The following is a 13,719-nucleotide window of genomic DNA, read 5'->3' on the forward strand; positions in this document are numbered from 1 at the left end:
GTTCATTTACGCAGTCGCATGATAGTCAGCACCCGTCAAGAGGTGTTTTTCTACTATAATCTGACGGTAATTACTTATAAAAACGGCTATTTTGAAGCAAATTCAATGGTTATGAGCTATATTTTCGTGCTGGAGAATGAATGAATTCGCTATATTTGCGCTTATGGTACATGCTGACCGGATGGGGTGCTGTCGGGGTTGTCTATAGCCTCACCAGCAGTCAGGATCAGGCATCTGCACATTTTCTCCAGCCTTCCGCCGTTGATTTGTGGTTCAAGTTTGATCCCAATGCGATATGGCTTTATTTGTCCTTTTTCATCTTATGTGCTTATGCTTATTTGTGCTGCCCGCAGCAACGTCTGGTCTGGCTGGCACGCTCCATGCAATTGTCAGCCATTGGTGCAGGTATCGTTTTTACCTTGTGGCCAACGACAATGGAATTTCCGGCTGTCACACAGGAAACACTCAGTGCAGATGTGCTGCGTTTATTAATCCAGTTGGATTCATTACAAAACTGCCTGCCATCGCTGCATGTTACACTGACAATTCTGGCGGTTTACGCGCTATGGCAAAAAACGCAATTATTACGCAGCTTTCTCATCGCCCTTTGGGGTGTTGCCATTACAATCTCGATTTTGCAATTACACCGGCATCAATTTGTTGATGCATTGGGCGGAGCAGCCCTTGCTATTTTGGCTGGCATGTTTGCTCACTATATTCTTCATTGGAAAAATAAAAGAATTTTGAGGCGTGCGCTATGATGGCCATTGCTTTCCCCATTCTGCTGCTCATCATTTTGGTGCTCGGGGAGATGATTATACTCACCAAGACCGAACAGGAAAAAGTAGATTGGCATGATGTCGTTTTCAACCTGAATTCAGGCCATATGATGCTGTGGCTGTTTCGCGGGTTGGAGCTTGCCTGTTACGGTTTCATTGTAACGCATTTGAGCCTAAATCTTGTCGCTGGCTGGTCGCAAGTGTGGGTGTGGCTGCTTGCCATTTTGATGTGGGATTTTTGCTTTTATTGGCTGCACCGTTTGCATCATAAATTTGCGCTTTTATGGGCGGTACATGTGGTTCACCATCAGGGCGAGCATTTTAATCTCTCTTTGGCCGTGCGCAATTCGTGGTATTCATCGCTGGCATCTATTCCGTTTTTCATTCCGATGGCATTGATCGGCATACCGCTACCAGTTTTCATCACAGTTTCGGTACTGCATTATTCTATTCAATTGATGAACCATAGTGCACTGACACCGCGCCTTGGCTGGCTGGAATATATTTTGGTCACGCCGGCTCACCACCGCATCCACCATGTTAATGACAGAGCCTATTCAGATGCCAATTATGCAGGCAGCTTTGCTTTTTGGGACAGATTATTCGGCACATATCGCCCCGATTTGCCGGAGCATGAATTTGCATATGGTGTTAAAGGCAAAAAATCGTCTCAAAATCCGTTTGTTGCGAGCAATGAACCGTTCCGCGATTATTTACAAAAACGCCGTGAGAAAAGAAAAATTAAAACACCGGATTTTTTCAGCTCCGGCTTCATCGTGCTAAGTGGCGCGATAATCCTGTTCATACTGGTGACCGGATATATCTGGCTTTACGGCTATCAAATCAGCCAGTCACTAACAGAGCAGATTGTGCTGTTTTTGCTTCTTGCAGCAGGTTCTGTTGCCCTTGGAGGTATCAGTGAAGGCAGACAATGGGGCGTTGTGTGCTGGCTCGCAATTACGTGGGCAATGCTTCTAAGCTTTGCCTTTTATTTCCAATGGCACAGTGCTTTTTGGATGGGCGGTATGATCGCTCTCATCATTCACAGCACAGCCGTGTTTCTAGGCTGGGGACGTAAAAGCAGCTGATTTTTAAGATAGTTGTTATCGTGAATAACTGCATTATTTGATCACGATAACAACTCGTGTTTTTAATCTGCTTTAAGAGGCGGAAGCCATTGGCCCTGAGTTCCCCTGCAACACAACAACTTTGGTGCCGTTCGGGATACGGGTGTAAAGGTCAATGATATCCTGATTAAGCAGACGGATACATCCGCTGGAAATGGCACGACCTATCGACCAGTCTTCATTACTTCCGTGGATACGATAAAGTGTATCGCGCCCATCTTTGAAAAGATAAAGGGCGCGTGCGCCAAGCGGATTGGTTGGCCCCGGTGCCATACCAGAGGCGAGAGGGCCATAGCGCTCAGGCTCACGCTTGATCATATCAGGCGTTGGTGTCCAGCTAGGCCACTGGCGCTTATATTGAATAGTGCCCTCGCCTTCAAACTCAAGTCCGGCTTTACCTACACCGATACCATAGCGCAAGGCGCGGCCATTTTCCTGTTGCAGATACAGAAAACGCTTTTGTGTATCAATGATCACTGTGCCCGGTACATAACCACTCGAATAAGCAACTTCACGACGATAATATTGTGGCTCAATCTTTTTCAGATTAGGTGCAGGAACCGGAAAAGGTTCACCCTCCACGGCTGCATACATCGTGTTATGATATGCGGAAACCTTCGGCCCCTCTTTGACAGCTTGTGTTGATGTACAAGCTGCAAGCGCTGCCGGTAAGCCAACAACAAATGCTCGACGTGTTAGAGACATAATATAAATATCCTACAATCAATAACTGTTCGGGACTGGCATGCAAGCATGCACACCAATCCTATTTATTGGTTACAATAAGCCGGACATAGTTAACGAACTATGATACGCGCACCTGGCTTTACACGGTCGTGCAGATCGATAATGTCCTGCGCCAAAAGACGAATACATCCAGCTGATACGGCCTTACCGATAGACCATGGCGCATTTGTGCCATGAACACGATAATATGTATCCTGACCATTTTGATGAATATAAAGCGCACGGGCACCCATTGGATTTTTAGGCCCGCCGTCTACACCGTCTTTAAACCGACCGTAATGGTCAGGGTTTCGTTTAATCATGGAAGCGGTTGGCGTCCAGCGCGGCCATGCCTGTTTATGAGCAATTGTTGCTGTGCCTTGAAAATTGCGTCCCGCAGGCCCGACACCAACGGCATAGCGCACGGCTTTATTGTCAGGCAGCACATAATAAAGATAACGGTTTTTTTGCTCGACAATAATAGTGCCTACCGGTTCATTTGATTGATAAGACACAATCTGGCGCATATGATCCGGGTTCATTTTCTTGACATCAACCGCAGGAATATTAAAGCGTCCATCCTTCATCGCGCGATACATATGTGCCGGATCACCAGCCGGTTTGCTCGCTGTTTTTTTAGTTGAAGCTACTGGTTCAGCTTCTTGTTTAAGCTTGACCTCTTTAGATTTTGCTTCAGTAGAAATGCTTGTATCTGTCGGTTGTGTTGTGACACAACCCGCCAAAAACAGCGTGCTGATGATAGCACAAATTGATAGTATTTTTCCCGATGACAAAGGATGGCTCCATTATAATTTTCATGGTTCTGCTTAGTTTCAAAAGCAGACTTAGTTGCATGAGTTGTGATTAAATATTTTGACCTTCAAATTGTGGGGTCAGATTGAGGAAGCTGAAAGTTTTACGAATGATTTCACCCGCCAAAGGCGCTGCGGTCAGACCTGCCGTTTGGCCACGTCTTTCAGATTTGGGTGCCGGATCATCAACGACAATTAAATAAACATAAGTGGGATCATCCATCGGCATTGCGGCAGCAAACACATTGAAATTACGGTTTTTGGCATAGCGGCCATCAATGACTTTTTCAGCCGTTCCGGTTTTGCCGCCAACTCGCAGCCCTGCAATATTGGCGCGGCGCCCTGAACCTTTAACGGCACTAAGACGATATAAATGACGTAAAATCGCACTCGCTTTTTCATCAACGATGCGCCGTGCCTGTAAATCGGTATGCGAGTGACTGCGTTTTAGCAGTGTCGGTGCCACTAATATGCCCTTGTTTAAAATGCCACCAATACCAACAGCAGTTTGTAAGGGCGTGGTTGCAAAACCATGGCCGAAGGCGGCGGTAATGGAGGTGGGCGGCGTCCAATGGCGCGGCTCCATCGGCTTTGCAATTTCCGGCAATTCGAGATGAATACGGTTCAGCAAACCGGTTTCGACTAAAAATTTCCGGTGTGCTTCGACACCAACAGACAGTGCTTCATGTGCAGAGCCAATATTGGAAGAATAAAGAAACACCTCTTCCAGTGTCAGGGGGCGTTTTTTGCCAAAAAAATCGCGTACCAGCTGGTTGCCAACTTTGATAGGATTAGTGGCATCATAAATGGTGGTCAGATCAGCGCCTGCATATTCAATAGCCATCGCAGTGGTAAAAGTTTTAATGATTGAGCCCATTTCCGAGGCGCTGGCCGTTATACGGTTAAGCCGATCAGGAAGTTGTGCTTCGGTTGGAAATTGCGGGTCAAAATCTGGCAAAGAAGCCAAGGCAATGATCTCACCGCTTTTAATATTAAGAATAACGCCGCCAACGCCAGCTGCACCATATTCTACAAGCGCTTTTGACAATTCGTAATGCAAGGCATGTTGTACGCGCAGATCAATTGATGTGATGACCGGCGCCAGACTTTCGGCATTGGCCAGCCCGACATGGCGGATATCATCAATCCCCTGCCCGTCGATCCACTTTTCAAGGCCTGCCACACCGGCATTATCGACATTAGTGAGGCCAATTATATGGGCTGTGGTACGCCCTGCCGGATAGATCCGTTTGAGTTCAGGTCGAAAGCCAATCCCCGGTATACCAGCCAGCATGAGTTGATTTTTAACGGCAGGTGTTAATTGTCGCGCAAGCCAAACAAATCCGGATGAACTGGATAGTTTCCCATAAAGGGTCTTCAATGATAGTTGCGGAATAATGCGGTTCACTTTTTCCGCAACTTCATCAATATCCGTAATGCGGCGCGGTTCGGCATAAAGAGAAAATGCCGTTATATCCATGGCAAGAATTTTGCCATTTCTGTCGAGAATAACCGGACGGCTAAAGCTTGCTTGTTGCGAAATAAATTGCTTTTCGGGGCTTTCAACCATGCCGTAATGAACAAGACGCATGAAAATAGTTGCGTAAATCGCAATGAATAATGAAATGACAAGAGCAATTCTGTTTTTGGACGATCCGTGCTTAATCATTACCACATGCATTTTTTAAATTTATGCGAACACCATTTCCCCTCACGTAAAAATCACGGAAAGTTACAGATAGAAATATTTCATGTAATCGTATATTAGGGCTCTATGATTTACATATTGGTGCAATTTTCACTCACTTTAATACGGAAGATGCAATGTTCGCTCACATCAAGCTGGATAGTTACGACAAGGCGCTACTCAGATTGCTCCAAGAAGATGCCACGCAGTCACAAAAAGATCTGGCTGAACGCATCCATCTTTCGCCCGCTGCCGTTCAGCGGCGCATAGTAAAGTTACAAAAAAGCGGGGCGATTAAAAAAATTTCAGCTATTGTTGAGCCTACAGCAGTTGGCCTTCCTGTAACCGTCATCATTGAAGTCACATTGCGTGATGAGCGCTCAACCACTGTCGCAGCCGCTAAGAAAATGTTTAAAAATGCCGAGGATGTGCAGCAGTGTTATGGCGTTGCTGGCAGTGCAGGCATCATATTAATAATGAGTGTGCCAAGCACCGAAGAATATGAAGCGCAAACCGCTCGCTTGCTGAGCGAAAATCCCTTAGTCATGTCTTATCGTACGATCATAGTATTAGACAGAGTTAAATCTGATCTTTCACTGCCGTTATAAACATTTACCATACGATATTAACCACTCGGCTAATTTTCACATCATAACGATCTTGCTATTATTCAACAGCTCAGACAAATATGATTGCCGCCCTTAAGCCATCAACTTCAGAGAGCGCTCATGCCTGCTAAATTTATAATAAATCCGCCAGTGTTTTTCGGTGCTATTATTATCATTGGAATATTCTTAGCAGTCGGTGTTGTTGTCCCTGATCGGGCAGCTGTGATCTTTGCACAATTGCAGCAAATGATCCTCACCAATTTCGGCTGGTTTTACCTGCTCTCTGTTGGCATCTTTCTCATCAGCGTTTTGCTGATTTGTTTGGGGCGTTATGGGCGCTTAAAGCTCGGGCCTGATGATGCAACGCCTGATTTTAGTTTCATATCATGGATCGCCATGTTGTTTGCAGCCGGCATGGGCATCGGCTTGATGTATTATGCCGTTGGCGAGCCGATGACGCATTTTATGGCGCCACCTACAGCGGAGCCCCGCTCCATTGCGGCAACGCGCGAGGCAATGGCCGTTACATTTTTCCATTGGGGCATTCACGCATGGGCAATTTATGCCGTTGTCGGGTTATCGCTGGCTTATTTCGGCTATCGTTATAATTTACCGCTGACAATCCGCTCGGGCCTCTATCCATTGCTGAAAGAACGCATCAATGGCCCGATCGGCCATGCCGTTGATATTTTTGCAATTGTCGGAACAATGTTTGGTATTGCAACCTCAATGGGGCTCGGCGTGTCGCAGATGAATGCCGGTCTGAACTACTTGCTCGGCGTACCAATCGGTCTGCATATTCAATTGCCGCTGGTTGCAGTCGTCACTACGCTGGCCACGATTTCCGTGGTGACCGGCCTTGATAAAGGCGTAAAGATTTTATCTGAAACCAACTTAATTTTTGCAATTTTACTGATGCTTTTTGTGCTTGTTGTCGGGCCGACGACAGAGCTTTTCCGAGATTTTGTGCAAAATATCGGTCTTTATCTTGATACAATTGTTCTACGCACATTCAATATTTATGCTTATGAGCCAACGCCTTGGGTGGATGCGTGGACATTGTTTTATTGGGCGTGGTGGATTTCCTGGTCACCATTTGTCGGTATGTTTATTGCCCGCATTTCACGCGGCCGTACAGTTCGTGAATTCGTGACAGCTGTTCTCTTTATCCCTGCCGGTTTTACATTCTTCTGGATGACGGTTTTTGGCAATTCGGCAATCATGATCGATACAACCGTTGCCGGTGGTAAATTGGGCGCGGAAATTGCCGCTGATGTTTCTGTCGGCCTGTTCTATTTCTTTGAATATCTGCCATGGACGACGCTGACCTCCGGGTTGGCGGTATTGCTCGTTGCAATTTTCTTTGTCACTTCCGCAGATTCAGGCTCATTGGTTATTGATGCGATTGCCGCAGGTGGTGAAACTGAAACCACTACAGGTCAGCGTGTTTTCTGGTGTGCTTTGGAAGGCGTCGTTGCAGCAAGCCTGCTGATTGCAGGTGGCTTGAATGCGCTACAATCGGTCACCATTGCCAGTGCATTGCCGTTTTGTGTGGTTATTCTGGCGCTGGTCTGGTCGCTTTTCAAAGGCATGAAAGCAGACTTGGCACAAAAGGAAGCGCAGGCAACAATACCATCACCACCAAGTGCACAGCCCGCCTCCGGCCTGACATGGCAGCGCAGGCTCTCATTGATTTTGCACGCACCAACAAAACGCGAGGTTGCTAATTTTATTAATGGCACCGCCAGAGACGCACTCAATGCCGTAACCAAAGAGCTGAACAATCGCGGCCGTGAAACGATAGTCGATGAAGACGAAAATGGCGCAATTGCACTGCGTTCTACTGCTGAGGGCATGCGCGATTTTATTTATGGCATTATGCCGGTGCAACAACTCGCACCTGCCTATTCAACGCTTGGCGTTGGCAAACCCAATTACCGGCATGAAGCACGCACATATTTTTCCAGTGGCGGGCGCGGATATGATGTGATGGGCTTTACCAGAGAGCAGCTGATTGCTGATATTCTGGTTCAGTTTGAACGCTATCTGGCTTTGGTTCATACGCCTGAAACGCAACTGGTACACAGTGCGCCTGAGCATTCCACTGCGGAATTGAGCTAAACAAACTAATGGGTGAAGTTGCTAACGACTGCTTACTTCACCCGCCTCTTCTCCAGCTTTCGTGCTAATGTTCGGCGGTGCATACCAAGGCGACGGGCAGTTTCAGAAATATTGAATTCTGCCTCCACCAATGTTTCGTGGATACGCTCCCATTCCAGATTTTTAATAGAAGTGGGGCGTGTCGTCAGGCGCACAGATGCGTCGCCCTCTTGCTTGTCAAAAGCTGCAATAATATCATTAGTATTAGAAGGTTTGGGCAGATACTGGCAGGCGCCAAGCTTGATCGCCTCAACCGCAGTGGCAATGCTGGCAAAGCCGGTGAGCACAACAATCTTCATATTACGGTCATGCTGATGCAACTGTTTCACGCATTCAAGACCTGAGCCGCTGGGCAATTTTAAATCCACCACCGCAAAAGCGGGCGATGCAACGGCTAAAATGTGCTGAACCTGATCAATATCATCGCATAAATGCACACTGTAATCACGCCGCTCAAATGAGCGCTTTAAAGCACGCGCAAAAGATGCATCATCCTCAATAATCAGCAATTCACGCTTATCAGTCATTGCATTCACCATAGCATAAAGAGGTAAGCGGCAGACGGATTGTAACAATTGCGCCTTTATCCGCTTTGTTTTGTGCCGTCATTTGACCGTTGAGCTTGCGCACAACATTGCTGACCAGATAAAGGCCCAAACCACCTTCTGGGCGCCCTTTGGTGGAACAATATGCCTTGCCGAGTTCCGCTAAAACATCAGGCTTAAACCCTGCCCCTTCATCACTGATTGAAATAACCAAATTATCGTCTTCTATAGTGGCTGTAATGCCAACTTGATTTGCTGATGCTTCTCGCGCATTGTCCATCACATTGAAAATCATTTGTTTCAGAGCAATATCACAAATTATCGGCACATCCGGCTGACAATGATTGTGATAATGTGTGTGCGTTGATGGGTAAAGACTTTCCCATTCGTTGACCAGACCATCTAAAAACTGATTGATTGTTGTGCGCACGGCCCCCTCACCGCGTGCGGTGCCGGAAGACAACAAAATGTCTGAAACGATTGTCTTGCATCGATCTATCTGAGCCAACATGTCTGTTAGCTCCTCCTCCAAAACGGGATCCTTTTGAAACAAGGGCATACGTTGCCAATCGCTCAAAATAACCGATACCGTTGCCAGCGGTGTGCCAAGCTCATGCGCGGCACCCGAAGCCATCAATCCCATGCGGACAATATGATCTTCTTCTGCCGATTGTGCATCGCGTGCGCTTAAATTGCGCTGAATGCGCGTAACAAACAAAACCAGCAAAACAGATGCCAGCACAAAGCAAATAAACATGCCTTGAATATGTAGATTGAAAAAATCACTTCCATGGTGATGCGGAATTTCAATCGGGCGATAATAAATCGTCAGAACAATAAAACAGAAGCTGGATAGCACAACCAGTATCCATGTTGCCCATGCCTCCAGCAAAACGACTGCTAGAATAATCTGAAGCAAAAACAGTGAAATGAACGGATTAGATGCCCCGCCACTGAGATAAAACTGCACTGATAAAGCTAAAACATCGAGCAGCAATCCGACAAACATCAATGTTTTGCTGACATATTTTTCTTTTTTATAATGAACATAGCTGACGCTGTTCAACACACATAACAAGCCGATGACGATAGCCATAGCACCGACAGGCAGTTTAATTTCCATCCATTGGCTCACCAGAATAATGGTGAAAATCTGCCCTGCGACAGCGAGCCAGCGCAATTGAATAAGCAATAAAAAATGCTGTTTATTAGTGACATTATGAATATGGGCGGGCATTTTGTCTTTCCAAATCGCGGAACTTTGTCAGTGCCTTGTATCAAATTTATCCATAAAAAGATCATCACTGGCTTGGACAATTTGTCCAAGGGCACAATTAAACAAGGCTGTTATGAGTAGCCACTGTTGGCCGTCAATATACAATCTATAGAAGACAATATCCAAATTTTTTGTGCAGTCAGTGCCGCCCAAAATTTAGGTTTTGTCGTAAGAGCTGGTTATTGCGGAAAGCATAATAAGTCCCGGCATTCCGGGAGGGATTTTGCATGATCTGTCATTATCGACAAAGTCCGAGCATAAAACAGGAAATAGCAATGAAAATACAAATCGCTCTTTTGACGGTTTTAACCACCCTATCAATGCCTGCTTTGGCTGACGGCGATCCGGTTGCCGGTAAAACTGTCTTTAAAAAGTGTCAGGCTTGCCATACCATTGATGGAGCCAATCGCGTGGGGCCAACACTGGCAGGTGTCGTAGGCCGCCCTATTGCATCCGCTGAAGGCTTCAAATATTCAGCAGCCATGACAGAATTTGCAGATGGCGGTAAAATATGGGGTGCAGAGCTGCTGGCGCAGTTTTTAAATGCCCCGAAAGCCACTGTCAAAGGCACGTCAATGGCATTTGCAGGTGTCAAAAAGCCAGATGATCTGAGCAATCTGATTGCTTATCTGAATGATCCGTCCAAAGCTGAATAAAAGTGAAGAAAAAAACAGTGCGTAATTCATGGCTGCTATTTCGAGGGAAAGGTATCGCGCTTGTCGCAGCCTTGCTGCTCGTCTTGCAGTCCCTGACAGGCGCATTGGCTTCCGGTTACGCCGCCAGTTCTCCCATGCTTGATGCATTTGGCAACCCGCTCTGCATTACTGCAAGTGTCACGCTGGATAATTCTTCAGATCAAACCGATCAACGGATGATGCCCGATTGTTGCACGATTGGTTGCAACATGTTTGCTCCCGTTTTGACAGATCATCCAGACGGCCACTGCCTCGGTAATCCGTTATTACCGCATAATTCTGGCTTTAAACTAAGCGCAGATTTAATTCTCCATAGCTCGCTTATTGAAGCTAGTCCGGGCAGCCCCCGATCTCCTCCCTTTTATTTTGACCGGTCAATTTGATTGACTGATGAACGCGTCATTGCTGCACGTCTTTTATCCAGACGCTTGCTGCAGATTGCCTTTTATTTTCACTTTCAAAAAGGCTCATCCATCCGGTTGTCATGAAATTTCATGCACGAGCCGAAAAATCCGCCGGTGAAAACCGGTCTCAACCCTATGGAACTTTGACATGATTAATAAACTGACCCTTGCTGCCGTGATCGTTGCTATCAGCAGTTCAGCAGCCTTTGCCCATGTTAGCCTTGAGAAAAATGAAGCGCCTGTCGGCTCGACATATAAGGCTGTGTTGCGCGTGCCGCATGGCTGTGAAGGTAAGCCAACCAATGTTGTTCGTGTGAAAATTCCTGATGGCGTTATTGCCGTCAAGCCAATGCCGAAAGCTGGATGGGAACTGGAAAAAAACCGTGGCGAATATGGTAAAAGCTATGATTATTACGGCACGCCAACCACTGAAGGCGTGAAAGAAGTTATCTGGAGCGGCGGCAATCTTGGCGATGACGAATATGATGAATTTGTCTTGCGCGCTTATTTGACTACAGATTTGAAAGCCGGTGAAATGCTTTATTTCCCTGTTGTGCAAGAGTGCCCAGGTGATCTGGCAGAGCGTTGGATTGAAATTCCGGCCGATGGTCAGTCATCCGATGATCTGGAATTACCAGCACCGGGCTTGAAGCTGCTGGAAAAGACCGGCGGTCACTAAAAGCTAAAAACGGACCGGCGTATTTAATACGCCGGTCAACCTTATATGCCGGACAGAGGAACTCATGCGCCGAATGAATTTTTTATACTCGATTAGACGGTTTTTGACACTGAGCGTGTTCTTTTGGCTGGCGTTAACATCGCTGGTTTCGGCGCATGCCTCTCTTACCGGCACCGAACCTGCAGATGGCTCGGTCGTTGATACTGCCCCGCAAAGTTTTAGCTTATCTTTCAGCGAGCCTGTATCGCCCCTTACCCTCAAACTCATCCGGCCTGACGGGTCAGCCAGCGTATTGACCGACTTTGCGCTTCATGACCAGACGGTGAAAATTGTGGCGCCAAACAAACTGGATGACGGCACCCACGTGCTTACATGGCGTGTGGTTTCATCAGACGGTCATCCGGTTGGCGGATCGGTTATCTTTTCTATCGGCGCGGCAAGTGCTGCCCCGCCAGAGTTAACTGAGACCAGTGATTTAAAAGTCAGCACTGCTGTCTGGCTGGCCAAGCTTATTCTTTATATCACGCTTTTTATCGGCATCGGCGGTGCGTTTGCTGTTTATTGGTTGTGGCCGGCTCAGCGACCGGCACGTCGGTTAATGCAAGCTATTCTAAGTATAGGTTTTGTTGTCACGGCTTTATCGCTGGGGTTGCAAGGCTTGGACGCGCTTGGCGTAGGATTTGCCGACTTTTTTGATCTCAGCGTTTGGGAAACGGCCTATAATACCAGCTATGGTCAAACTGTTATTTTGTTGCTGTTCGCCATTATTGTAGCCTTCATTGCGCTCAGCGTCAGTAGCAAAAAGACCGCGAAATTTTTATCACTCATCGCAGTGATTGCGGGTGCCGGAGCTCTTGCACTGTCGGGGCACGCCAGTGCTGCCGAGCCGCAATGGCTCACCCGTCCTGCCGTTTTTTTCCATGCTTTGACCATAACATTATGGGTGGGCGCTCTCATCCCGTTAAGCACAGCGCTTTATCGTAACAACAGTGACACAATTGATGGCTTGCGTCGGTTTTCAAGCTTTATTCCTTACGCTCTTTTGATCTTAATTATTGCGGGCGTAACATTGGCCGTAATCCAGGTTCAGCAACCCTTAGCTTTGCTTGAAACCGCCTACGGACAGCTGCTCCTTGCCAAATTGGCAGTGCTGTTTGTGCTGTTCTTATTGGCAGCCTATAATCGCTGGAAACTCACTGAGCCGGTGGTGAAGAATGATAGTACTGCGCGTAAAAAGCTTGCACGTGCCATTATTGTCGAAACACTGTTAGTTCTCGTCATTTTCGGTATTGCTTCAGGCTGGCGCTTTACGCCTCCTCCGCGCTCTATCGCTATTGCTGCGGCACAGCCTGCAACTGTGCATATCCACACGGATAAAGCCATGGCAGATGTTGCTGTCACACCGGGTCGCACTGGTTCTGTCGTCGTCTCGGCTGTTTTGATGGATGGTGATTTTGCAGCCCTTGAGGCACAGGAAGTAACCTTTGTTTTTTCCAATCCGGTTGCAGGTATCGAACCATTTCGCCGAAAAGCGGTTAAAACAGAAAATGGCAGTTGGGAAGCCACCGACGTATTGCTACCTTTGGCAGGCACTTGGAAAATCCGGCTTGATATTCTCATCAATGATTTCGAACTCGCACGGATTGAGGAAAACATTCAAATCCGGCCATAAAGCGCTCATCGCTAAAAGGAATAATGATGTTGTTAAAGCAAAGCTTGAAGCATTTCCTGATAGGTGCCGTCATTCTCTGCGGCATTTCCAGCGTTCAATTAGCAACGGCATATGCCTCTGAAACAACTGAAGCAACCACAGCTATCAAACATATTTTGATGGATATGTTTGACCAACCTGAACAACGCCTGACCGTCGATCCCGTTATTATCGAAGGTGATATTGCCGTAACAGGATGGGCACAGGGTGAAACCGGAGGGCGTGCGCTGATGCGCCGCCATAAAGGCAATTGGCATATTGTTCTTTGTGGCGGTGACGCTTTGCGTGAAGCAAAAGCGCTGCAACAATTTGGATTGACTGCCGAACAGGCAGAAAAAATGTCAAAATCGATTGCCGAGGCTGAAGCAAAACTTGACCCCGCTCAGGTGCAAAAATTTTCTTTATTTGACGGGGTTATGATGATGAATGAAGACGGTAGCCATCCACCGGTTGAAGGTCATCATTAAAACTATCTGCACTGATTTTTCTGCTGTCTGCCCTATAAGACAG

14 protein-coding genes are annotated in these 13,719 nt (G+C 47.0%); 9 read left to right on the forward strand and 5 right to left on the reverse strand.

Going from position 1 to position 13,719, the window contains the following annotated elements; genetic code table 11:
• The first annotated feature begins 140 nt into the window (after positions 1 to 140).
• Together ABDZ76_RS11600 and ABDZ76_RS11605 are read left to right on the forward strand one after the other, a co-directional pair.
• A complete protein-coding gene (locus ABDZ76_RS11600; RefSeq protein WP_343805637.1) occupies positions 141 to 761 on the forward strand; it encodes a phosphatase PAP2 family protein in 621 nt (206 codons plus the stop codon).
• Positions 758 to 1,867: a sterol desaturase family protein gene (locus ABDZ76_RS11605; RefSeq protein ID WP_343805639.1), complete on the forward strand. Its 1,110-nt coding sequence runs from the start codon at positions 758 to 760 to the stop codon at positions 1,865 to 1,867. The genes ABDZ76_RS11600 and ABDZ76_RS11605 overlap by 4 nt, the downstream gene beginning before the upstream one ends.
• Positions 1,868 to 1,939: 72 nt before the next feature.
• Here the strand turns inward: ABDZ76_RS11605 and ABDZ76_RS11610 are convergent, their stop codons facing one another.
• The 3 genes from ABDZ76_RS11610 to ABDZ76_RS11620 all read right to left on the reverse strand — a co-directional run bounded on the left by ABDZ76_RS11610 (position 1,940) and on the right by ABDZ76_RS11620 (position 5,113).
• A complete protein-coding gene (locus ABDZ76_RS11610) occupies positions 1,940 to 2,611 on the reverse strand; it encodes a L,D-transpeptidase (protein WP_343805641.1) in 672 nt (223 codons plus the stop codon).
• Positions 2,612 to 2,703: 92 nt separating this feature from the next.
• Entirely contained in the window at positions 2,704 to 3,426 is a 723-nt protein-coding gene (locus ABDZ76_RS11615) for a L,D-transpeptidase (protein WP_343805643.1), read from the reverse strand.
• A 70-nt stretch (positions 3,427 to 3,496) separates the two neighbouring features.
• Positions 3,497 to 5,113, reverse strand: a complete 1,617-nt coding sequence (locus tag ABDZ76_RS11620) for a peptidoglycan D,D-transpeptidase FtsI family protein (protein WP_343805646.1) — start codon at positions 5,111 to 5,113, stop codon at positions 3,497 to 3,499.
• Positions 5,114 to 5,268: 155 nt separating this feature from the next.
• Between ABDZ76_RS11620 and ABDZ76_RS11625 the strand changes: the two genes are divergently transcribed.
• Together ABDZ76_RS11625 and ABDZ76_RS11630 are read left to right on the forward strand one after the other, a co-directional pair.
• Positions 5,269 to 5,739, forward strand: a complete 471-nt coding sequence (locus ABDZ76_RS11625; protein WP_343805648.1) for an Lrp/AsnC family transcriptional regulator — start codon at positions 5,269 to 5,271, stop codon at positions 5,737 to 5,739.
• Between the two features lie 120 nt (positions 5,740 to 5,859).
• Positions 5,860 to 7,860, forward strand: coding sequence for a BCCT family transporter (locus tag ABDZ76_RS11630; protein ID WP_343805650.1), 2,001 nt, complete (start codon positions 5,860 to 5,862; stop codon positions 7,858 to 7,860).
• A gap of 32 nt (positions 7,861 to 7,892) precedes the next feature.
• On the opposite strand, the gene ABDZ76_RS11635 is transcribed toward ABDZ76_RS11630, so the two are convergent.
• Together ABDZ76_RS11635 and ABDZ76_RS11640 are read right to left on the reverse strand one after the other, a co-directional pair.
• Complete coding sequence (locus ABDZ76_RS11635; protein WP_343805652.1) at positions 7,893 to 8,426, reverse strand: response regulator transcription factor; 534 nt, start codon at positions 8,424 to 8,426, stop codon at positions 7,893 to 7,895.
• A complete protein-coding gene (locus tag ABDZ76_RS11640; protein WP_343805654.1) occupies positions 8,419 to 9,681 on the reverse strand; it encodes an ATP-binding protein in 1,263 nt (420 codons plus the stop codon). Before ABDZ76_RS11640 ends, ABDZ76_RS11635 begins: the two co-directional genes overlap by 8 nt.
• A gap of 314 nt (positions 9,682 to 9,995) precedes the next feature.
• Here ABDZ76_RS11640 and ABDZ76_RS11645 point away from each other — a divergent pair, with 314 nt between their 5' ends.
• The 5 genes from ABDZ76_RS11645 to ABDZ76_RS11665 all read left to right on the forward strand — a co-directional run bounded on the left by ABDZ76_RS11645 (position 9,996) and on the right by ABDZ76_RS11665 (position 13,676).
• Positions 9,996 to 10,376 carry a c-type cytochrome gene (locus ABDZ76_RS11645; protein WP_343805656.1) on the forward strand — a complete coding sequence of 127 codons (381 nt, stop codon included), beginning with the start codon at positions 9,996 to 9,998 and terminating at the stop codon, positions 10,374 to 10,376.
• A 2-nt stretch (positions 10,377 to 10,378) separates the two neighbouring features.
• On the forward strand, positions 10,379 to 10,798 hold the full coding sequence (locus ABDZ76_RS11650; protein WP_343805658.1) for a hypothetical protein: 420 nt from the start codon (positions 10,379 to 10,381) through the stop codon (positions 10,796 to 10,798).
• A gap of 169 nt (positions 10,799 to 10,967) precedes the next feature.
• Positions 10,968 to 11,498, forward strand: coding sequence for a YcnI family copper-binding membrane protein (locus ABDZ76_RS11655; RefSeq protein ID WP_343805660.1), 531 nt, complete (start codon positions 10,968 to 10,970; stop codon positions 11,496 to 11,498).
• A 73-nt stretch (positions 11,499 to 11,571) separates the two neighbouring features.
• A complete protein-coding gene (locus ABDZ76_RS11660) occupies positions 11,572 to 13,170 on the forward strand; it encodes a copper resistance CopC/CopD family protein (RefSeq protein ID WP_343805662.1) in 1,599 nt (532 codons plus the stop codon).
• A 23-nt stretch (positions 13,171 to 13,193) separates the two neighbouring features.
• Complete coding sequence (locus ABDZ76_RS11665; RefSeq protein ID WP_343805664.1) at positions 13,194 to 13,676, forward strand: copper uptake system-associated protein; 483 nt, start codon at positions 13,194 to 13,196, stop codon at positions 13,674 to 13,676.
• Positions 13,677 to 13,719: the final 43 nt, after the last annotated feature.

This window comes from Paenochrobactrum glaciei (assembly GCF_039522165.1).
Classification (GTDB): domain Bacteria; phylum Pseudomonadota; class Alphaproteobacteria; order Rhizobiales; family Rhizobiaceae; genus Paenochrobactrum; species Paenochrobactrum glaciei.